This window comes from Chryseobacterium shigense (genome assembly GCF_900156575.1).
GTDB classification, from domain to species: domain Bacteria; phylum Bacteroidota; class Bacteroidia; order Flavobacteriales; family Weeksellaceae; genus Chryseobacterium; species Chryseobacterium shigense.
On the sequence record NZ_FTNY01000006.1, the window covers coordinates 140,140 to 161,176 of the forward strand.

Here is a 21,037-nt window from a genome sequence, read left to right on the forward strand (position 1 = left end):
TTTAACTGGAAAAACATTCCCTTCACCGGAAGGTTGCAGGTTCGGGCCCTGTCTGTTTCTATTTTAAAATTAAAACAATGAAAAAATACTAAACTCTTAAATTTTCAAATAAACGGAGGCAATAGTTTAACGGAAAAACACACACTGCTAATGTGATACGCGGGTTCGAATCCCGCTTGCCTCCCTTTTTAATGTGAATAAAAGATGAGAAATACTTATAATAAAGGAGATTTCAGAGCCGGAGAAGATGGAAAAATCTCTCAGGAACTTAGAAAATATGGCAATAAAAAATGGCGAAGGACCGCAAAAGCAGTCATCAAAGATCAGTTAAGCGAGACCTTTACATTGAAAAAAGCCAGAAAAGCCAGACACAAAATCATCTGGGTGAAAATAACGAAAGAATTCAACGGAGTCAAGCGTTCGGATTTCAGAGGGTTTTATTCTGAAAAAGAATTCAAAAACGTTTTGAAAGGTCCCAACATTATAAGATATTTTATAAACAAAACAAAAACAAATGAATACATACATTGATATTGGCATTAACCTGACCAATAAACAGTTCTATAACGAACACGAAGAAATTATCAACCGCGCCCTGGATAATGGGGTAGAGCAAATGATCCTCACCGGAACAAGCGTACGCGGAAGTAAAGAATCTGCGGAGATCGCAGAAGAATATCCTGAGATTTTATTTTCTACAGCAGGAATTCATCCCCATGATGCCAAGTCTTTTAATCAGGAAAGTATCCGGGAACTTAGAAACCTTTTGCAATCAGATCAGGTGGTATCGGTAGGCGAGTGCGGACTGGATTTTGAACGGGATTTCTCTCCCAGACCCATTCAGGAAAAATGCTACAGAGCACAGCTGGAATTAGCCGTTGAGGTTAATAAACCTCTTTTCCTGCATGAACGATCAGCTTTTAAAAGATTTAATGAAATTACGGATGAATATCTTTCCCGGTTACCGGAAGCGGTTGTTCATTGCTTCACGGGAACATTAGCGGAAGCCAGAATTTATCTTGATAAAGGATTTTATTTAGGATTTACCGGCGCGATAAGTGATGACAAAAGATTTAAACAGCTGGAAGACGTGATCAAATACACTCCGCTGGACCGCATGATGATAGAAACCGACGCCCCGTTCATGCTTCCGAAGAATATGCCCCGAATGCAGAACCGCAGGAACGAACCGTCTTTCCTGCCTTATGTAGCACAGACGATCGCCCACTGGAAGAAGATGAGTATTTCTGAAGTCGCGGAGGAAACCACCGAAACCGCCAGGAATTTTTTCAAACTATAAAAAAGAGCTCTACTGATGAAGTAAAGCTCTTTTTTTATGGCGAAACTGCAAAACCGCAGCTTAACTTTCTTTTCTGTTAAAGACTTTTTATTGCAGATTCCAAAGCCAGTTCCATCATTGGTTTAAGGGCTTTTTCTCTTTCGTCAGCAGAAATTTTTTCGTGCGTAGGAATAATATCAGTTACCGTAAGAATTGTCGCTGCATTTTTTCCTAAATGCTGTGCATTTGCGAATAATCCGAAAGCTTCCATTTCTACAGCCGGACAGTTGTATTGGGTAGCAATGGCAGGAACATTAGGATCTTTTCTGTAGAAAATATCGCTGCTGTGTACATTGATCGCTTTGGTAGCTAAAGAAAGCTCCTGAGCGGTTTCATTGATCGTTCCGAAGATATTTCCCTGATGAGGAAGAATATCATTTTCAATTTCCCATGCATATTTTGCATACGTACTTTCGCTGGCTGCATTTTCAATATTTAAAATATCAAAAAGCTTAAGGTCTGTCGTATAAGCTCCGCACGTTCCGATTCTGATGATAGTATCTACTTCATACTCTGTAAATAACTCAAAAGAATAGATCCCGATGCTCGGAAAGCCCATTCCGCTGGCTCCTACAGTGATCTCTTTTCCTTTGTAAAGACCTGTATAATAAAAGATTCCTCTTGTTTTGCTTACCAGTTTAGCATTTTCCAAATAATTTTCAGCAATATATTGTGCACGAAGCGGATCCCCCGGCTGCAATACTACTTTAGCAATTTCTCCTTTTTTTGCACTGATGTGAATACTCATAATGTTATTTTGAAGGGACAAAGATAGCAACTTTTAGATTGAAATATCTAAAGATTTGTAGCTCAATATCCTAAGTTTTCTAAGCATAAATTCCCCTCCGCCGGAGGGGTGGCAGATCAAAGATCTGACGGGGTGGTCAAAAAAGGAAAAGATTCCCCCAAACCAACCTCATAGGTTTCCAAAACCTATGAGGTTTAAAATTAAATCAACGCAATCATCTGCACCATCTGCCCAATCCGCGAGAGCAAAAAAACAGAAAAAGACTTTCCTCAGTAATTAAATCACCAGATTTATGAATAATTCACCTCAAATATTATGTAACGATCAATGATTCTCTGCGAAATAGTTTTATTTTTGTTAGATGATGGAAACCAGATCCCCATTTCTAGACACTATTTTTCTGCTGCGAAACAGCGGATCCATTACTGTATTTTCAAACCTGCAGGAAATTTCTAAAAAAGAAGAACAGGAAGCCGGAGATTATTTCGAAACGGAATTTGAAAAAGAAAGGCTGGAATTTTTATCTGCCGACATCAAATGCAGTAAAGAAGCTGCAGTTTGGGGAGCAAAAGTTCTGTACCACAGTGCTCAGCTGTATCTTATCCGGGAAAATACATCAAAAGATCTGGATAAACTGATTCCGAGGATGAAAGTATCCTCTGATATTTCCTCTGTTTTGTCTGCAGATTTATCTCTGAGATTTTTATCACAGATCGCTTCCGTATTGCAGACCGCAGATCCATATGATCCTTTGGTGAAGATTCTGGAAAATATTCTCACACAGTTTCATTATTCAGGCATAGGATATCCGCTGAATTTAGATAAAATCAACTGGGAAAAGGAGCTTCAGGATAAGGTGTACAGGAAATTGTATCTCGAAAGAATTGTTGAAAAGAAAGCCTATTCGCTGGCAGAAATTCCCTATATTAATAAATTGCTTATGGCAGATTTTGGACTTCATAAGGATGTTTACTGGCGGGATCTAAAAATAGTTGCTCATGGAGATTAATACTGCAGTTGCATTAGGAGGAATAGTTGCTTCCTACTTTTTTGTGTTCTGTATTTTGGCATATTATGCCAATATTTTGATGTTTAAAACGAAAGTGAATGAGATTTGGATGTTCATGTCCTTTTCAAAACCCTTATATGCCTACACCATAAAAAATGATCTCAGAATTAAGTTTGGCTATATTCCCCTTTCCAGCCTTGTGAAAACGGATTCAGCAGGGGATGTGGGGCTTAATGATGATGAACTGAAGAAATATGATAGGCGGACTATGAAAAATGCCTTTATTTTTCATGGAATGATGGGAACTATGCTCACCGTTTTAATTGTTGCTGTCAGTTGGATTTCAGGGTATGATCCCCTTGTGATTTTTAAAGATTTCGGAAACCATATCTGGCTGCTGTTTTCAGGAAAGAATGACTTTTCTGGGTTTGTAAATTTTATTCACAGCCAATACACTGCATACGGGAAGCATTTTTTTATTTTTTTAAGTGTGGGAATATATTTTATTTTTATCTCATTGGTCCTGATGATTTCCTCACTGTATTCCTTCCTATCGGCGCTTATGGGCCTTGTGATCATAGTTGGATACTTTGTTGTAGGCTTTAAATTTCTAGAACTTCCATTTACTTTTTATATTGATCTTATTCTTTCACTGATTGTAATTGGATTTATATACTTTTTACTGTTAAGATTTTTCATTAAATAAATACTAATGACTCAAAATATTACAAAACTCAATACCGTTCTCAACTACGTAAAAGACACCTTCGTAGGAAAAAATGATGTGGTAGACCTGCTGGGAATATGTCTTCTGGCGAAAGAAAACGCATTTCTGTACGGGCCTCCGGGAACCGCAAAATCGGCAATTGTAAGAACGCTGTCCAAAACAGTGAAAGACGGCAAAAACTTTGAATATCTGCTGACCCGTTTCACAGAACCAAACGAAATTTTCGGACCGTTTGACATCAGAAAACTAAAAGAAGGTGAACTTCTTACCAATACCGAAGGCATGATGCCGGAAGCTTCACTGGTTTTCCTGGACGAGATCTTCAATGCGAATTCTGCCATCCTGAATTCACTGTTGACGGCTCTGAACGAAAAGATTTTCAAAAGAGGAAAAGAAACAAAACATCTGCCTGCGCTTATGTTTGTAGGGGCGAGTAACGTTCTTCCCGAAGATGAATCTTTGAACGCATTATTTGACCGTTTTCTGGTGAGAATTAATGTAGATTATGTAAATCCTGAACTGCTTCAGCAGGTTCTTCTTGCCGGGAGAAAGCTGGAAAACGAAACAGAAACGGATATTCCCGAAATTCTGGCAGACGAAATCAGAGAACTTCAGAATCTGTGTAAAGCAGTGGATTTGAGACCTATTTACGAAGTCTATTTAAATACGATTATCAGCTTAAGAAATACAGGAATTGCGATTTCAGATCGTAGAGCGGTAAAACTTCAGAACCTGATCGCGGCCAGCGCCCTGATCTGCGGAAGAAATGAAGCGGTACTTTCCGACCTTTGGGTACTGAAACATATCTGGGATACGGAAGAACAGATCGAAATCCTGGAAGGCATCATCAACAGAACCATTGAAAAAGATGACAACCCGAAATCCCATCCACAGGCGATGCAAAACAAAACTCCGAATCCGGAGGAAGTAATGAAAGACGTCAAGATCCTCGTAGAAAAATGGAATAGCGGAACGTTGAGTTTTGAAGAACAGAATGTGATCAAAGATAAATTGAGATACCTGCAGACCCGTTGCGACTGGATCAGAAATCCGGAGCAAAAGCAGTATATCCAGCAAGAAATTGAAAGCTTATGGCAGAAGATCCTTCAAAAGGTGTAAAAGAATTCTGGGCAGAACTTCCCCGCGCCGATGAAGATTTTCTGGGCGCTATCCGGGACTGGAAAAATGTACAGATTGCAGTAGACGACGAGACGGTTTGGCTGAAAGGCTTCACCGATGAGCAGGCTGTATCCGCAGATCTCCAGCAGCTCCCTAATTTTATGCTGTATGAACTGCGCGATGGACTTTTATTCAAAAAAGAAGCACTGGTCCCAAGCAAAAAGATGAGAACAGCTTTGCTCTGGTCACCGATAGATAAGGCATTACGGCTTACTTTTCCTGCTTCCAATAATAATTATTTTGGGATCAGCGAAAAAGTGGAAGTGAGATTGAAGCCTGGAAATGAAGAACATCCTGCCATTGCATTATTAAGTTCAATAACAGAAATTAAAGACAGCATTCCCGCACAGCCGAATTTCAAACTGGATAAAATAGAATGGGCAGTGATTGACGATAAAGCATTGTTTCTCGGAACACCTCTGTTGAGTCTGCCCGGAAAAACCTATTGGACCAGAGACGGTCACCTTTTGCCTTCAGGTTTTGATTTCGAATTTAAAAATTTGAGCTCACTCCTGCAGCAGCAATATAACAAAGCGTCGGACAAATGGCTGTTATGGAACGAAGACGGAACTTATCTTCCTGTGAAAAAAGAGGATTTCCGGAAACTGTCTGTAAGCTCATTCCGCCTTACTGAAAAAACAAAAGAATGGATTTAAACGAATATTTCCAATCCTACGAAAACTACTTTTGGGAGTGGGAGACCGACGAGGATATCGCCGGAGATTCCGGATACCATGATCATAATCTCATCTCGATTCCGGGCGTTGGGGCGATAGCCTACAGACCTTATGTAATGGAGATTCTGAAAGAACTTCAGCCGCAGGGATGGCCTCCTTTCGGGGCATTGCTGATGGTTTTATATGCCATGCAGGACGGTTATACAGATTTTGCAGGTCCTTTGAAACATACGGCTAATTTTCACAGCATTGGAAATTTTGATTTCACCGCCGAGAAGAGTATTGAGTTTCTTGAAAAGCTGAAATCACTAAACAGAGTTTACAAACATGGACAGAACAGAATTGTTCTGTTTCAGACTCTTTTTCAGAATGCCCATAATAGGATCGCTCCCGGCAAAGCAGAAATGATCCTGACCATCTACTACAAAAGACCATATATGCTGGCGGCAAGTGCGGAGAAAAAGTATGCAGGGCCATCGGCCATCAACAGAGATTTAAGTGCCCTTGATCTGCTAAATGAAAAATTTCCTACAGTACAGTCCATCATTGATGCCATGCGCGATCACATTGATGAGCCTGAGCTGGATGATGAAGTGGTGGAAGAGGAAACTACCGTAGAAACCGATAAGGATTTTATCCAGCAACTGATCGAAGAACCGAAAACTTTTCAGGTAGGAAGCCTGATCAAAAGAATATGGAGCGGACTGAGAATTACGATGCGTCATTTATCTCCCGGGGAACAACCCATTGGGGGAATTTCTGATATGGCGAATAAAGGCGACCTCCACAGAATGCTGCTTTCCGAATTTGCCAATGAAGATGAGGTGTTCATGAACCGTATTGCAAATAATGAAGCCCTGTACATCCAGAGAGAGATTCCACCGGAAGAAAATATATTTGAAAGAGCCATTTTAATTGATACCTCCCTGAGAAACTGGGGAACACCTAAAGTATTGGCGTTTGCATCGGCTATTGCTGTGATCAGACATCCGAAAGCCCATTCGGAATGCAAGGTTTTTGCTTTGGGACAGGCCGGATTACCGGTGTCTCTTGATAAAACGGAAGACGTTATTGAAAACCTGAATCAGGTGAGTCCTATTTTGGAAGTTTCGGAAGCGCTTGCGAAATTTTTTAATGAAGATCATCGGGAAAAAGATCTTGAAGTGTTCTTCATTACCCATCAGGAAAACCTTGCCGATGAAAAAGTGCGGAAAGTAATTCACGAAAACAGGGACTGCCTGAAATTCCTGATCACGACCTCTTCGGATGGCGAACTGAATTTTTATAAACACCATAAAGGAGCCCGAAAGCATATTCAAAAGATAAAACTTCCACTACAGGAGTTATGGGCCAATCCGCCCCAGCGTAAACTGAAAGCGACTACCATTAATGGCAAGAAAACAGATCTTCCACAAAATTATCCGATCCTGTTTCCGACTCCGTCCAATACAATTGCCCAGTTTTTGTACGAAGGGGAATTTTACATTTTAAGCTCAAAAAAACAATTGCTGAAAACGTATCTTTCTGATAATTATTATGACCGCAGCTCCTACGATTACTACAAAACGTATCATGGATGCGAAGTCCTGATCGAAGATATTTCCGTAAAACCGAGAGGACAGTTTGCCCTGGCGAAAAATAAGCAGCAACAGTTTATTCTCTGCCAATATCAGCCGGATAAAAAACTCATTTCCAAACTGAATCTGAATACGAAAGAATATTCTGAATTCAACGTTACAGGACTGAATATCCCAAGCTCGTATCATCTGACCTATTTCAGCAGAAATTTTTATCTGCATCAGCCTACGAATTCTTCCCTTTACAAAATCAGCTTGGAAGGAAATATATCGGTAGAATCTGTTTTTAATGATGACCGTGAAATAGACAAAAATATTGCAAAAGCTGAAACCGAAGTAGCTAAACTGAACCGAAGCGGGATGAAAATCATCAGCAATTTCAACCGGATGGGAATCAACGAAAATAATAATCTGGTGATCTCGGGAAATGAATTGTGCAGATTATATGACAATTCACTGAACCTTTATAAAAACAGGTTTACGGTGAAGATTCTTGCAGAGCAGAACAAAAATAAATTTACATTTCAGGACGGCAGTGAGATCATTACAGATCCCCGTGGAATGCTTACTTTTAATAGCAGCAATACCGGAATTCCTACCTTTTATATTCCCTCTACGGAATACGGTTTCCTGGCATTGTCCACCAATACAGAATATGGCGGTTCAGAATATTATCTTCCGAAACAGACGCTTTTGAAAGTGAGAACCCTGGAAGAAATATATTCCCAGTATTTAACAGCGTTTATTGATCAAATCCTGGATTATGGAGCTTAGAATAAAACCTTTTCCGAAAAACAGCTATCCTAAGAAAGGGGTTTTGATCAAAGACCCGTCACCAAAGGTATGGCTTCACGAAATGGAAGTATTGGGAATCGATCTCAATAAAGTAAAATCGTATGCAATTCCCGCAGATCAGCCTAATGTTCTGTACGGATGTCTGCTGGTATTTTATCATGAAGCTCCTCAGGAAATTGGGAAGAATGCCTATTTTCAATGTGTAGACGATCAACTTTTTATTCCTGAAAATACTATATTTTATCCTAAAATCAATCCGGAAGACTGGCAGTCTGCAGGAACAAGATTGATGATGATGCATCCTGATTTTGGGTTTGTAAAACTGTCGGAAGAAATAGACTGGCTTTCTGTGCTACAGGAACCTGAAATAGCACAGGGTAAAGTAAGAAAACCTTCGAATGGCGTGAAAACACCTCTGCATATTGAGAGTTTTACGGTTGAGATGGATGACGAAAAAATTCTTGCGGCCCTTCAGCAGCCGAAGAATGAGGAAGAGTGGATGAAAAACCTGCCTTTTGACCTTAAAAAAGTAATGGCCGGGAATAAAAAAGAGATTGAAAAATATTTACAATATATAGAAAAATATCCTGACAGAGCGGTAGAACTGGGTGTGCCATTGGATATTATGGGAACTTCCCGTGGTGATGGCTTTGGAAACTTTACTTTTGGAAACAGTTGGCTGAGCACCCTGTTTGGAGGCTCCGGAGATAAAAAAGAAACCGCCGGAACCCGCAATTTCAGAAGAATATTCTGGGCTGTTGTCGTCATTGCGATACTGTTCAGGATTTTTATGCCTTCAGATAAAGACAAGACGCTGAAAGAAGATTTTCTTGTTTCATCCGGTAAAATCATGAACGGTGCTGATAAAACCCGCGCCGATATGATTGCGTACCAATCCGGTGTGACGGATATTGATATGAAAATTGATTCCATTTACGGAAAAGAAAGAAAAAAACTCTCCCGTGAATATTCTGCGGCCGGTGCCGCCATGTCTAAAGATCAGAACGAAAGGGAACAGTATAAAAAAGCAGGAGGGAGAAATCTTGGAGAGGTTGGCAACGACATTGAAAAACTCAACAGCAGAGAACAGAGCAGCCGGGATTCTCTGAAAATTATTTACTCAAAAAAGATAACAAAACATCTGGTTCAGCAGGAAGCCACCATGAAACGCCGCATTTCGGATTCCCTGAAACAATACAGTAAGGGAAAACCTGTGAATGGTGAAGTTGTGAAATTTGTTTTAAAGAAAAAGCAGGTGCTCATGGCAGATTCTCTTGGAAAACTGTACGGGACCCTTGATATGATGGAACTTCCTCCGTCTCCAATTAAAGATTCAAAAATAGGAAAGCTTGAGTCCGGCGAAAGCAGTTCACCTGAAAAAACAAAAGTTTCAGATATCCTCTATCTTGTGATTTTTATGTTTGGGGCAGTGGGAATCTATTCTTTTATCTTCAAAAGAAAATCTTTAAACCTTGGCGGAGACAGTGTTCCGCTTTGGGTGAAGATTATTTTGTCGGTATTCCTTGTGTCCATGCTGGTGTATCTGTTTTATCCACTGATAAAAATGTTCGGTTACAACTGGTTTGTATGGATTCTGGTGATCTGCGTCATTCTTCTCCTGTACAGACTGTTCAGCGAAGACAAAACCATTTTAAACCCTGAAGACGATGAATAAACAGAAATTTATAGACAAATTCCTGATCGCATTTATGATCCTGGCGGTGTTTAAGATCATTGGGATAGGAGCACAACTATTTCACGAAAGCATTTGGAGTGTTGTAGGGACGCTGGCTATTTTCCTTGTGGTAGCTTTTATTATCATGATTGTAATCACTGCGCTGAAAGATAAAGAACAGAACAGAAAAAACTCAGGAAGACGCGGTTCCGGAGGCGGAAGTTTCTATCTCGAAGCCTCTTTATTCGACAGAATCCGAAGCAGGTATGAAGAACTTGCCGAAAAATATATCGCTGAAAAAGACTACAAAAAAGCAGCAAAAGTATATATGAACCTCCTTCAGGATCATTTCCGCGGCGCGAAAACACTGGAAGACGGAGGTTTCTACAATGAAGCAGCGGCCGTGTATCTTAAGAAATTAAACAATAAATCAGAAGCGGCCTCCTGTTATGAAAAAGCAAAACAGTACAAAAAGGCAATCGACCTGTACAAAGAACTGCAGCAGAAAGAAAAAGTAGGGGATCTTTACCGGGAAATTAGTGATATAAAAAATGCACACATCTATTATCAGATGGTTGCAGATGACTATACAGGCAATAATCAAATGGTAAAAGCTTCTTTGGTGTACAGCAAAAAAATGGAGCAGCCCGAGGAAGCTCAGAAAATTTTGCTGAAAGGCTGGGAGGAAGATAAAGATGCCTTCAACTGTCTGAATAATTATTTCGCCAATGTTTTTGATGTCAGAAAACTGGAAACGGAAATTCAAAAGCTTTATCATAAAACACCGTCCTATAAAAAGACGATCTACCTTGAAGCGATGAAACATGAGTTTAAAAAAGATCCGAAACTACAGCCTGTAACACGAAGTATCGCCTATGAAATTATTGCAGAAAAAGTAGGTACCCGTTCTGAGATCATCAATGAACTGAAATATTTTAACCCTGATGACAATGTTATCCTGAAGGATATTTCGAGGTTTAAGACGGGGAGGAATAAGATGTTGAGGAATTAATAATTTAAGGATTAAAGGATTTAAAGATTTAAAAATGGTAGGTGGCTTCGAGGTCCTCAGCCACCCAGAACTGTAGCCTTAGTTTTAATGAAATACTTTCTGTATGAATGAAGGAGATAGTTATTTTAAAATTAAAAGATTTAAAAATTCAGGCATTAAAACGATTAGAAGAAATTTCATATACCGGTAAATACAAGGTGGCTGAGGTACTCGAAGCCACCGCCTTTTACCATCCGGTCTCCTTATAATTCTTTAAAAGCTTTCCATAAAGATTCAAGTCACCTTTGTTGATTTGCATGATAGGGTGAAAGATCCTCATGGCACCATCCACAGAATCTAGCGGTGGTATTCTGGTCTTTTCAAACAGCTTTTCTCTTTTGCTTTCTGCTGCTCCTGTAGAAATCCAGCCGACATCTACTGCATTCATAAATATATTATCCTTCACAAAATCCGGTGCTGAGGTTTTGGTAAGCATATTGAGAGCCGCTTTGGTCATATTGGTGTGCGGATGAAACTCATTTTTACTTTTATAACTGAATTGCCCTTCGGTAGAGGTGACATTGATGATATGTCTTCTTTCTGAATGACTTTTCTTCATTAAAGGTTTTAACGCAGAGATTAACAAATAGGGAGAAATATGATTAATAAGATTCACTTCCAGAAGTTCTTCGGTCCCGATTTCATCCATCAAAGAATTCCAGCTGTTTTTATCTCTGAGATCTTTTGGCTGGCCGAATCTGTTGGCAGGAGCTACATCAAAATTTTCATGAGATAATGGTAAAAACTCACTCTTATCATTACTTATAGGTGTTCCATTTCCTATTAAGTTTCTGTTTTCAGCATATGATGATAAAAGAAGTTGTTCTTTGGCCAGTAGAGGTTGGTAATAATCAGCAGGATATTTAATGGTTTGAGCAGCATTATTCACCAGGATTTCAATACTTTCAAAATTCTGATAACAGTATTCTGTAAATTCATGAACCGATCTGATGTTTCTGAGATCGAGACCATAGAGAAATAGCCGGTCTTTCCACTGTTCATAATCTTTTTCTTTCCGGAACTGCTCAAACCCAAGAGCCGGAAACCTCGAGGTAGCAATAACTTTCGCACCGCTTCTTAAAAACTGTAGAGTAGCAGCGTATCCTATTTTCACCCTTCCGCCAGTAATGATAACGGTTTGCCCACTGAGATCATAGGTAAGACTTCTGTTTTTATAATTTTCATCTGCACAAGTTGGACAAAGCTTATGATAGAAAAAATGAATGTCGTGATAAGGCTGATGACAGCAATAGCACAGTTGAGGTTTTTGAATGGTAGAAAATGATGTTTCCTCTTCTGTATGAGAATATAGAGTCCGGTTTTCTAAAGCCTGCTGTACAATAACCGACTTTTTAAGAATTTCGAGATCTGAATCTTCATTATTCTTAGACGAAGTGAGATAATCATCCAGATTCTTTTGGATATTCTTCCTGGCTTTTTTCCGGATAGAGGAAATCAGGGTTTTGAAACGCTGGTTGTCTGGATTATTCAGAGGGTCGGTCTGAAGAGCTTCCAGAACTTTTAAGCAGGCTTCCCATTCTTCGGTACTGAATGGATATGGGTCCATAATACAATTTTGTGGGGGAGAAGGGTTCGAACCTCCGTTTTCACGTTATCAGTGTAGTGTTTTTCCAGTTAAACTATCCCCCTGCTCAGTGAACAAAAGTATTATTTTCATTGCTGAAAAACAATTTTTCCTATCTTTGCGCCATAAAATTATGACACTACAAAGAGCACATATCAATGTAAATCTATGCGATAGCCCTTCAATAAAAGGATTATTCGGATACGAATGGATGATATGGAATGAGGCGAAATGTGCTTGCTTTGAAAATTATTTACAATAAACCCGTAAGAATTTAAACAAAATACCACAGAAACGCCTCGATAACTCGAGGCGTTTCTTGTGTTTTAGGCCATAAATTATTTAGAATGAAAAAAAATAACCGTAAAAACAAAAATTTTTTAATTAACAATGTCAATTTAATACGATAAATAAGAGTGATAAGTAACCCGATGAGAGACAGTCATTTAGGTATTTAAGAGATCCGCAGGATATTGCGGACGGTTATTCTTTATGCTAAAAATAAGATTTAACTTATTGATTGTCAAGTATTTAATTGAAAAATAAATTTGCAGATTAAAAAAATTCATACTTACTTTGCAACCGAAAATTGAAAGCAACAGGTTTTCAGGATTTAAAACTTTTTAAATAACAAGAATATAATGAAACAATTACATAACATATCTAATCAGTATTCAGGACTAGACGGACAGGAGCCGAAAGGATATGCATGTATTCTGGATAGTGAATTTATTGATAAAAGGTGCTTATATACGTAGGTCTCAGTGATCTGACACGTCAAAATATATACAGCACCTCCCGAAAAGAGGTGCTTTTTTTATGGTTTCTTTAGCTTATTTGGTAAAGCGCCGGTCTGTGGAACCGGAGAACAGGGTTCGATCCCCGAAGATACCCAAAGTGAATAGGAATGGTGAATCGTGTTTACTGTGAATGGTCAATGGTCAATTTGCTTTGCTTGTCAATTTTAAATTCACTATTAACCATTCACATAAAAAAAACAATCTCATAGCTCAATTGGTCAGAGCACCGGTCTTTTAAACCGGGGGTTGAAGGTTCAATTCCTTCTGGGATTACGATAGAATTTAGAGATTAGATGTTAGAAATTAGAAGTTAGAACATGACGAATAATTATCATTTATCAATTATTAATTCTGTAGCTCAATCGGATAGAGCGTTGGTTTTCTAAACCGAAGGTTAGAGGTTCGATTCCTCTCAGAATTACAAAAAGGTCTATTGAGGTAAAGGCTAACCTGCCCGACTGTCTCTTGGGCACTGCGGGTTCGATTCCCGCATAGACCGCAAAGGTTCAAGGAAAATTTTAGCTCCGGCTGTCTCCCGGAAAGAAAATTGGAAACCGAACCTTAAAAACTGGAAAGATAACGGTGGTTGTTTACCCGTCTTGGACGCGGGAGGTCGCAAGTTCGAATCTTGCTTTCCAGACAAGTTTTGCCAGGGGGCAAAAGTGAATGGTGAATAGTGAATTTTGCTTCGCAAGTGAATTTTTAAAAATTGACAGTAAACGGATTGACCATTAATACACAAAAAACAATTTCGTAGCTCAAGTGGTTAGAGTGTCGGTCTGATACGCCGAAGGTTGAAGGTTCGAGTCCTTCCGGAATTACAAAAAATGAAAAAATGAAAAAGTGAATGGTGAATTCTGCTTAACAGGTGAATTTAAAAATTGACAGTAAAACGGATTGACCATTCACCATTCACATTAAAAAAAATGATTTCGTAGCTCAATGGTAGAGCGCCGGTCTGTTAAACCGGAAGTTGAAAGTTCGAATCTTTCCGGAATCGCAGATAACTAAATGTTAATTGTTTCAAAAGAGAAGAAATAAGGTGGGTCAAGAGCAGAAGATCTTTACGCCAAATATGGAAAATACCGACAGCCTTTTTCTTTTTTTATTAGAAGCTAGATGTTAGATGTTAGTGGGGTGTAAATTTACTATTAATCATCAACTATCGATCATCAATTATCATTTATAATCACATCTGATGGTTCGCCGAAGTGGAAGAGTCGGGGCGGTCTGCAAAACCGTTGCGTAAGCTGAGTGGGTTTAAAATGTTAAACATTCGTGAATTCAATAAAAAAATAAAATGGTTATGAACAATCCCATAACCATCTCAAATAACTAAAATGAGATTAGTTCCGGAGAAAAAGTAAAAGTTTGTCGAGCGAAGAAGTTCTTATATCAAACTAAAAATTAAGACAGGCTTTGTTTTTCTTCACATAGAGGTTAGAAGTTAGAGGTTAGAAATTAGAAGTGAATGATCACTTATCATTTATAAAATTTAGTTAGTTCAGAAGAAAAAATAAAAGTTTGTCAGGCGCAGAAGTTCTTATATCAAACAAAAAATTAAGACAGGCTTTGTTTTTCTTCAAATAGAAATTAGAGATTACAAGTTAGAAAGTTGCTCATTACTAATCGCTTATTACTCATTATACTGGAAGCTCGCCGGAGTTGGAGAGCCGGGGCAGACTGTAAATCTGTTGCTTTATTGCTGAGTAGGTTCGAATCCTACCGCTTCCACAAAAACCACTGATAATGTAACGGCAGCATGCAGGAAAAGTACTCTTGTTGTTCAGGTTCGATTCCTGGTCAGTTGGTTTAAAACACTCCATTCGTCTAACGGTTAGGACGCCTGCCTTTCGAGCAGATGATAAGGGTTCGATTCCCTTATGGAGTACAATGTGAATGATCAAAAATCAATTGTGAATAAATAATACCATGAAAGTTCAGATCAAGGAGATAAAATTGATCCGATCATTCACAAATTTATAAGTAATGAGTAATAAGCAATGAGTAATCAATTGTGAATGGTCAATAAGTCAATTTTTTAAAATTACTGATTACCGCTTACTCATTATTATTAAAACCTGCAGAAATGGCGGAACTGGCAGACGCGCTTGATTTAGGATCAAGATATTGAGGGTTCGAATCCCTTTTTCTGTACAAAACATAAATGATGAGAAATCATTGATGAATGCCAATAGGGCTATGTCGGGATTGCTCATTACCAATTACTCATTATATATAAACAGGGATCAGTGGTGTAGAAGGTCTGCACATTTGTCTGAAAAGCAAAAGGGAACCGTTCAATTCGGTTTTGATCCACAAAAAATGATTCATAGTGTAATGGTTTAGCACACAAGACTCTGACTCTTGTTGTTCAGGTTCGAGTCCTGATGAATCAACAAAAAACTACTCTGATAGTGTAATGGTAGCATCTCAGTCTCCAAAACTGATGGTATCGGTTCGAGTCCGGTTCGGAGTGCAAAAGTGAATCGTCAATGATGAATTTTACTTCGTAAGTGAATTTTATAAAATTGACAATTAACAATAGACAAATTAATATAAAACAGAATTTAAAACATGTAAAAAAATGGAAACGCAACAAGAAGTATGGCAGAATATGAAGGGAAATTTTTTCCTAAAACCTATCACACAGCTGGTAGAAGAAGCCATCATCCGCGAACAGGCTAACGGTCACCGCCTGAAAGTATGTGTGGGCTCAGATTCCCACGTGTACGGCGAAGCGATCAGCTATGCTACGGCAGTAGTATTTGTACGGGAGGGAAAAGGAGCGTTTACCTTTATCAGAAAAGACAGAGAAATACAGAAGATCAGTATCAAAGAACGAATGCTGAACGAGGTCAACAGATCCGTAGAAATTGCTTACGCTATCTGTGCCGTTCTGGATGCTTATGGTGTGGAAATGGAGGTACACGCAGACATTAATACCGACCCTGATTTTAAGTCAAATGCAGCATTGAAAGATGCTATGGGCTATATTCTGGGAATGGGCTATGTGTTTAAAGCAAAACCTTACGCATTCGCAAGCACCAATTGTGCTGATATGATGGTGTAATAAATAAAGATTGTATTCAAAGGCTTTCGGGCTAAAAAAATAACAGGATGGAAATCACCAAAAGATTATTATTTCTGGATGATATAAGATACCCGATTGAGGCGTTTCATTATACCAAACAGGATATTTTCCTCAGAAAAGACTGGCATATTGTTCGCAATTATGAGCAGTTTGTCAACAGAATTATGGAAAAAGGACTCCCGGAATTCATTTCTTTTGACCATGACCTGGCAGATGTACATTATCTGAAGCCCAATGCTGACGAGTACACTGAAAAAACAGGCTATTACTGTGCCAAATGGCTCGTAGAATATTGTATGGATAACTATTTGGGTCTCCCAAAATTCTATTGTCATTCCATGAATCCGGTAGGAAAGAAGAATATTCTAAGCCTTTTGGAAAATTTTAAACAATTATAATCAATATTTTCAGAGCAGCGCAAAAAGATTGCGTAATAACTTTTTTACTTTGCATAATGATAATATCAAAGATGATGCAAGGAAGAGGCTGAAGATGATTGATCTAAAGGCAGAAAGAACATTCAAAGCCCTTTAGAAAACTATTAAAAACTAAAAAAAATGATTTTCAAAACATATAACTCTATAGAAAACGCTTACCAAACCCGCGTGACCGATCAGATCAGGTTGCAGGGTTTTGGGGATGAGGTTTTCATCGTGCAGGAAAAGGTTCACGGTGCTAATTTCTCTTTCTTTACCGATGGAAAGGAGATTAAAATCGCGAAGAGAACCGCTTTCATTGAAAAGGATGAAAAATTCTACAACGCACACCTTATTTTAGAACGTTACAGAAAAAATGTAATTGATTTGTTCCAAAAAGTGAAAACCATTCATCCGGAATTGGAAACGGTAGTGATCTACGGTGAACTGTTCGGAGGTGGCTACAAACATACAGAAGTAGAACCCGTAAAAGAGGCCATCAAAGTACAAAAAGGTATTGAATACGCACCTCATAACGAATTCTATGGATTCGATATTAAGTTGAATGGGACTACTTATTTGGATACCGATGTGGTGAATCAGATTTTTGACGAAACCGGATTTTTCTACGCAAAGGTTTTGTTCCAAGGCAGTTTGGAAGACGCTTTGAGGTTCCCAAATGTATTTGACTCTAAAATTCCGGGCTGGCTTGGCTTACCCGAAATGGAGAACAATATGTGCGAAGGAACGATTGTCAAAACTTTGAAAACCAGATATTTTGGAAACGGCGCCAGAGTTATTCTTAAAAACAAGAATGACAAGTGGGTAGAAAGATCTAAAATGGTGAAAAAAGACCGTAAAGAAACTCAGAAACCGGTAGATTTTTCAGAAAATGCTCACAATATCTGGGAAGAAATTCAGAGGTACGCCACAGTCAACAGATTACATAATGTGGTGAGCAAAGTGGGAGAATTTGACCCCAAAATGATAGGCAAGATCATAGGTCTTTTTGCTCAGGATATTTTGGAAGATTTTGGAAAAGATTTTCCGGATGCTTTCACTTCAGTGAAAAAAGACGAACAGAAAAGAATCAACAAAAAGTTGAATACTTTAGTGATTGATCTTATAAAAGAAGAGTTAATGACTCTTAAAGTTTAGTTTCGGTATATTTTTACCGGAACTTTTTTATGTTTAAAAACTAATACAATGATACAGGCAGAGATAAAAAGTCTTTTGAGAGAAGACATCAGTATATTAATAAAAATAGCAAATACAGGAAAATATTATTTGTGTGACTGCGGTGAAGCCAGCCAGCTGACGGTAAAGGAAATACAGTCGGTTTCAGCGGTGTTTATCAGCCATACACACATTGATCATTTTTCGAATTTTGACGGAATTTTCAGACATCAGATTGGTAGCGGAGAAAGAGTTGTGATCTGCGGACCGAAAAATATCCATCAGCAGATTGAAGCGAGGTTAAACTCTTACACATGGAACCTGATCGATGAAAAAGCAATTGAATATGAGATCCGCGAAATCATTTCCCCTAAAGAAATTAATGTGTATATCCTTCGTCCACCACACTGGAATCAGGAACTTATACAAACGCAGAATTTCCTTTTTGAAGATGATCAGGTAAAAGTAAAGTTTGCCATTCTTGATCATAAAACGGATTCCATTGCATATCTGTTCAAAGAAAAAGATTCAGTGACCTTTCATGAAGAGGCTTCCGGTTTCAGAAAAGGAAAATGGATCAGCGAACTGAAAACGGCTTTTGAAAATAATGATGAAGATAAGGAAATTGACATTGAAGGAACCGTTTACAAAGCATCTGATCTGTTTCATTTACTGACCAGAAATCAAGGTTACAGGCTTGGGGTAATCATGGATCATGCGGCAGATCAGGAAAATTATGGAAAGATAAAAGCGGTGTTCAGTGAGGCAGATCTCGTGTATATCGAGAGTTTTTATAAAGATTCTGATCAGGAGTTTGCAAAGCTGAATTACCACAGTTTTGCTTCTGCATCAGGAAAGATCATGAAAGACTGTCAGGTGAAAGAAGCCGTTCCTATTCACTTTTCGAGAAGATATACGGAAACGGATGTTATGGAAATTGAAACTGCTTTTTATAAAGCATTTCGCGGAAATTAATTAAAATTTAAACTACAAAAGAATTGATTTTCTTAAACACAAATACCACAAATGAAGCCACAAATAAGCGCAATCATCTGTGTAAATCTGTGAAATCCGAGGTTAAGAAAACGGTCTTTTTTTAACACAAATACCACTAATAATCTTCACAAATATCCACAGTCATCTGTGTAAATCTGTGAAATCTGTGGTTAAGAAAACGGTCTTTTTTTAACACAAATCGCACAAATGATCTCCACAAATCAACACAACATCTGTGTATTCTGCGTAATCCGTGGTTAAAAAAGAGGTAGTAAAAATTAAACAAACAAATTATTAAAAAAATGAAACCTAATATATTTTTTACAGCGGACCACCATTTCGGTCACGCCAATATTATAAAATTTTCAGAGAGACCCTTCGAGTCCTTAGACCATATGAATGAAGAACTGATCAAAAGATGGAATGAAAGAATCGGTAGTAATGATACCGTCTACCACCTTGGCGATATCAGTTTAGGAAAACCGGATTTCACCAAAGAAATCCTCGACAGGTTAAACGGCAATATCCATTTGATCAGAGGAAACCACGAAGGTGCCGCGCTTACTTATCCCAAACGATTTGAATCCGTAAGAGATTATCATGAATTGAAAATTGATGAACCGGAAAACAGCAACGGCAAGCAGAAAATTATCCTCCTGCATTACGCCATGCGTACCTGGAACGGATCTCACCGCGGAGTCTGGCAGCTCTATGGCCATTCACACGGAACTTTACCCGATGATGAGATGGCTTTAAGCTTTGACGTGGGAGTAGATTGTCATGATTTCTACCCGATTTCTTACGAAGAAGTTAAGGAAATTATGAAACGAAAGAAATGGTCACCTCCTTTTGGAGCAAGAGACAGTAGAGAATTATAAGTTATGAGTTATGAGTTATGAGTTATGAGTGGCGGCCAGTGTAATACATTGGTCTAACACAATTATGAATACATTCTACTTTTTACATTATACATTATACACATTATACATTTTACAAAAAAAATGAACACAATCAACGAAATATTAATCATCGATCTGGAAGCTACATGCTGGGAAAATGACAGAATTCCCATTGGCGAGAAAGTCGATATTATAGAAATAGGGATCTGCAAGCTGGATTTAACATCAAAAGCCATTTCCCAAAAACAAAGCATCTATGTTATTCCCGAAAGGTCAGAGATCAACGATTTCTGTACCAAGCTGACGGGCATTACACCGCAGTTAATCGAAGAAAAAGGAATCTATTTTGAAGAAGCCTGCGAAAAGATTCTGGATGAATATCATTCTTCAGACCTTACCTGGGCTGGTTTTGGAAACTTCGACAAGGAGCAGATTTTCGAACAGTGCGACTGGCTCGGAATAGAAATTCCTTTTGGCGGACAATATCTGAATGTGATGGAAGAATTCAGAGAACATTTCAGACTCCATAAAATGATAGGCCTGAAGCGCGCCCTGGAATATCTGAAAATGGATTTTGAAGGCAACCACCACAGCGGAGCAGACGATGCTTACAATGCTGCCAAGATTTTACGAAAGATTTTGGAGTAAATAGTAAAGACAGAAGCTATAGGCCAAAAGCAAGAAGCCAAAAGCCAAAGCCATCTTCCCTCTTTTACAACATTAAAATTTTAAACAAATGAAAACAACAGAAAATATATTAATTATAGACCTGGAAGCCACCTGCTGGGACGACAGACCGCCAAGAGGCCAGGAAAGTGAGATCATCGAGATCGGGGTGTGCATTATGAATGCTGCCACCGGGAAAGTCTCAAAAAGTGAGGGTATTTTAGTAAAACCTCAATACTCAAAGGTGAGTACATTCTGTACAGAACTGACTTCCATTACACAAAATATGCTCGATGATGAAGGAGTTATGCTGGAAGACGCTCTGGATATCCTTAGAGCAGAGTACGATGCTGAAGACCTTACCTGGGCGAGTTATGGTAACTATGACCTGAATATGCTACAAAACCAGGCCAGAAGATTCAATGTGGATTATCCGCTGAGTGATGACCACATCAATGTAAAAACATTGTTCGGCCAACTGCATCCTACGGTCAGAAAAAGTGTAGGAATGAGCAGGGCTTTAGGTGAGCTGAACTTTAAGCTTGAAGGGACGCACCACAGAGGAGTGGATGATGCAAAGAATATTGCGAAAATTCTGCATTGGTGCTTAAAACAAGCTTAATATAAC

General features: G+C 38.6%; 18 protein-coding genes and 15 tRNA genes. 30 read left to right on the top strand and 3 right to left on the bottom strand.

Features of this window, described 5'->3' with window-relative positions; all coding sequences use genetic code 11:
• Positions 1-115 precede the first annotated feature (115 nt).
• The 3 genes from BW964_RS19220 to BW964_RS19230 all read left to right on the top strand — a co-directional run bounded on the left by BW964_RS19220 (position 116) and on the right by BW964_RS19230 (position 1,300).
• Positions 116-184, top strand: a tRNA-Ser gene (locus BW964_RS19220).
• A 20-nt stretch (positions 185-204) separates the two neighbouring features.
• A complete protein-coding gene (locus BW964_RS19225; RefSeq protein ID WP_076509698.1) occupies positions 205-531 on the top strand; it encodes a hypothetical protein in 327 nt (108 codons plus the stop codon).
• Positions 515-1,300 (top strand): TatD family hydrolase, encoded by a 786-nt coding sequence (locus BW964_RS19230; protein ID WP_076509700.1) that lies wholly within the window; start codon positions 515-517, stop codon positions 1,298-1,300. The genes BW964_RS19225 and BW964_RS19230 overlap by 17 nt, the downstream gene beginning before the upstream one ends.
• A gap of 76 nt (positions 1,301-1,376) precedes the next feature.
• Here BW964_RS19230 and deoD read toward each other — a convergent pair whose 3' ends face one another.
• Positions 1,377-2,087: a purine-nucleoside phosphorylase gene (gene deoD, locus BW964_RS19235; RefSeq protein WP_076509702.1), complete on the bottom strand. Its 711-nt coding sequence runs from the start codon at positions 2,085-2,087 to the stop codon at positions 1,377-1,379.
• Between the two features lie 361 nt (positions 2,088-2,448).
• Here deoD and BW964_RS19240 point away from each other — a divergent pair, with 361 nt between their 5' ends.
• From BW964_RS19240 to BW964_RS19270, 7 genes are read left to right on the top strand one after another with little or no spacing between them, the layout of a single operon-like run.
• Positions 2,449-3,096: a hypothetical protein gene (locus BW964_RS19240; RefSeq protein WP_228431930.1), complete on the top strand. Its 648-nt coding sequence runs from the start codon at positions 2,449-2,451 to the stop codon at positions 3,094-3,096.
• The gene (locus tag BW964_RS19245; RefSeq protein ID WP_076509704.1) at positions 3,086-3,802 is read left to right on the top strand and encodes a hypothetical protein; all 717 of its coding nucleotides are present in this window, start codon (positions 3,086-3,088) and stop codon (positions 3,800-3,802) included. The genes BW964_RS19240 and BW964_RS19245 overlap by 11 nt, the downstream gene beginning before the upstream one ends.
• A gap of 6 nt (positions 3,803-3,808) precedes the next feature.
• The gene (locus BW964_RS19250) at positions 3,809-4,942 is read left to right on the top strand and encodes an AAA family ATPase (RefSeq protein ID WP_076509706.1); all 1,134 of its coding nucleotides are present in this window, start codon (positions 3,809-3,811) and stop codon (positions 4,940-4,942) included.
• Positions 4,915-5,658 (top strand): hypothetical protein, encoded by a 744-nt coding sequence (locus tag BW964_RS19255; protein ID WP_076509708.1) that lies wholly within the window; start codon positions 4,915-4,917, stop codon positions 5,656-5,658. The genes BW964_RS19250 and BW964_RS19255 overlap by 28 nt, the downstream gene beginning before the upstream one ends.
• Positions 5,649-8,030 carry a hypothetical protein gene (locus BW964_RS19260; RefSeq protein WP_076509710.1) on the top strand — a complete coding sequence of 794 codons (2,382 nt, stop codon included), beginning with the start codon at positions 5,649-5,651 and terminating at the stop codon, positions 8,028-8,030. The genes BW964_RS19255 and BW964_RS19260 overlap by 10 nt, the downstream gene beginning before the upstream one ends.
• Complete coding sequence (locus BW964_RS19265; protein ID WP_076509713.1) at positions 8,020-9,726, top strand: hypothetical protein; 1,707 nt, start codon at positions 8,020-8,022, stop codon at positions 9,724-9,726. The genes BW964_RS19260 and BW964_RS19265 overlap by 11 nt, the downstream gene beginning before the upstream one ends.
• Positions 9,719-10,738, top strand: coding sequence for a soluble NSF attachment family protein (locus BW964_RS19270; RefSeq protein ID WP_076509715.1), 1,020 nt, complete (start codon positions 9,719-9,721; stop codon positions 10,736-10,738). Before BW964_RS19265 ends, BW964_RS19270 begins: the two co-directional genes overlap by 8 nt.
• A gap of 226 nt (positions 10,739-10,964) precedes the next feature.
• Here BW964_RS19270 and BW964_RS19275 read toward each other — a convergent pair whose 3' ends face one another.
• Both BW964_RS19275 and BW964_RS19280 read right to left on the bottom strand, forming a co-directional pair.
• A complete protein-coding gene (locus tag BW964_RS19275; protein ID WP_076509717.1) occupies positions 10,965-12,344 on the bottom strand; it encodes an SDR family oxidoreductase in 1,380 nt (459 codons plus the stop codon).
• A gap of 12 nt (positions 12,345-12,356) precedes the next feature.
• Positions 12,357-12,426 (bottom strand) — tRNA-Ile (locus BW964_RS19280).
• Positions 12,427-13,183: 757 nt separating this feature from the next.
• Here BW964_RS19280 and BW964_RS19290 point away from each other — a divergent pair.
• The 20 genes from BW964_RS19290 (at position 13,184) to BW964_RS19370 (ending at position 21,031) form a co-directional block, all read left to right on the top strand.
• Positions 13,184-13,256: transfer RNA gene (locus BW964_RS19290), tRNA-His, on the top strand.
• A gap of 105 nt (positions 13,257-13,361) precedes the next feature.
• A tRNA-Lys gene (locus BW964_RS19295) sits at positions 13,362-13,435 on the top strand.
• A gap of 74 nt (positions 13,436-13,509) precedes the next feature.
• Positions 13,510-13,583, top strand: a tRNA-Arg gene (locus BW964_RS19300).
• Positions 13,584-13,589: 6 nt separating this feature from the next.
• Positions 13,590-13,661 (top strand) — tRNA-Asp (locus BW964_RS22600).
• Between the two features lie 69 nt (positions 13,662-13,730).
• Positions 13,731-13,802: transfer RNA gene (locus BW964_RS22605), tRNA-Pro, on the top strand.
• A gap of 107 nt (positions 13,803-13,909) precedes the next feature.
• Positions 13,910-13,983 (top strand) — tRNA-Ile (locus BW964_RS19305).
• A gap of 107 nt (positions 13,984-14,090) precedes the next feature.
• A tRNA-Asn gene (locus BW964_RS19310) sits at positions 14,091-14,162 on the top strand.
• Positions 14,163-14,812: 650 nt separating this feature from the next.
• Positions 14,813-14,896: transfer RNA gene (locus BW964_RS22610), tRNA-Tyr, on the top strand.
• An 85-nt stretch (positions 14,897-14,981) separates the two neighbouring features.
• Positions 14,982-15,053: transfer RNA gene (locus BW964_RS19315), tRNA-Glu, on the top strand.
• Between the two features lie 192 nt (positions 15,054-15,245).
• Positions 15,246-15,319, top strand: a tRNA-Leu gene (locus BW964_RS19320).
• Between the two features lie 89 nt (positions 15,320-15,408).
• A tRNA-Phe gene (locus BW964_RS19325) sits at positions 15,409-15,481 on the top strand.
• Between the two features lie 7 nt (positions 15,482-15,488).
• Positions 15,489-15,561, top strand: a tRNA-Gln gene (locus BW964_RS19330).
• A gap of 9 nt (positions 15,562-15,570) precedes the next feature.
• Positions 15,571-15,641: transfer RNA gene (locus BW964_RS19335), tRNA-Trp, on the top strand.
• 108 nt (positions 15,642-15,749) lie between these two features.
• Entirely contained in the window at positions 15,750-16,235 is a 486-nt protein-coding gene (locus BW964_RS19340) for a ribonuclease H-like YkuK family protein (RefSeq protein WP_076509719.1), read from the top strand.
• Between the two features lie 47 nt (positions 16,236-16,282).
• Entirely contained in the window at positions 16,283-16,654 is a 372-nt protein-coding gene (locus BW964_RS19345) for a cyclic-phosphate processing receiver domain-containing protein (protein ID WP_084176033.1), read from the top strand.
• A gap of 159 nt (positions 16,655-16,813) precedes the next feature.
• Positions 16,814-17,830 carry an RNA ligase, Rnl2 family gene (locus BW964_RS19350; RefSeq protein WP_076509721.1) on the top strand — a complete coding sequence of 339 codons (1,017 nt, stop codon included), beginning with the start codon at positions 16,814-16,816 and terminating at the stop codon, positions 17,828-17,830.
• A gap of 48 nt (positions 17,831-17,878) precedes the next feature.
• On the top strand, positions 17,879-18,823 hold the full coding sequence (locus BW964_RS19355) for an MBL fold metallo-hydrolase (protein WP_076509723.1): 945 nt from the start codon (positions 17,879-17,881) through the stop codon (positions 18,821-18,823).
• A 323-nt stretch (positions 18,824-19,146) separates the two neighbouring features.
• Positions 19,147-19,722 (top strand): metallophosphoesterase family protein, encoded by a 576-nt coding sequence (locus BW964_RS19360; protein WP_076509725.1) that lies wholly within the window; start codon positions 19,147-19,149, stop codon positions 19,720-19,722.
• A 123-nt stretch (positions 19,723-19,845) separates the two neighbouring features.
• Positions 19,846-20,391 carry a 3'-5' exonuclease gene (locus BW964_RS19365; RefSeq protein ID WP_076509727.1) on the top strand — a complete coding sequence of 182 codons (546 nt, stop codon included), beginning with the start codon at positions 19,846-19,848 and terminating at the stop codon, positions 20,389-20,391.
• Between the two features lie 88 nt (positions 20,392-20,479).
• The gene (locus BW964_RS19370; RefSeq protein WP_076509729.1) at positions 20,480-21,031 is read left to right on the top strand and encodes a 3'-5' exonuclease; all 552 of its coding nucleotides are present in this window, start codon (positions 20,480-20,482) and stop codon (positions 21,029-21,031) included.
• Positions 21,032-21,037: the final 6 nt, after the last annotated feature.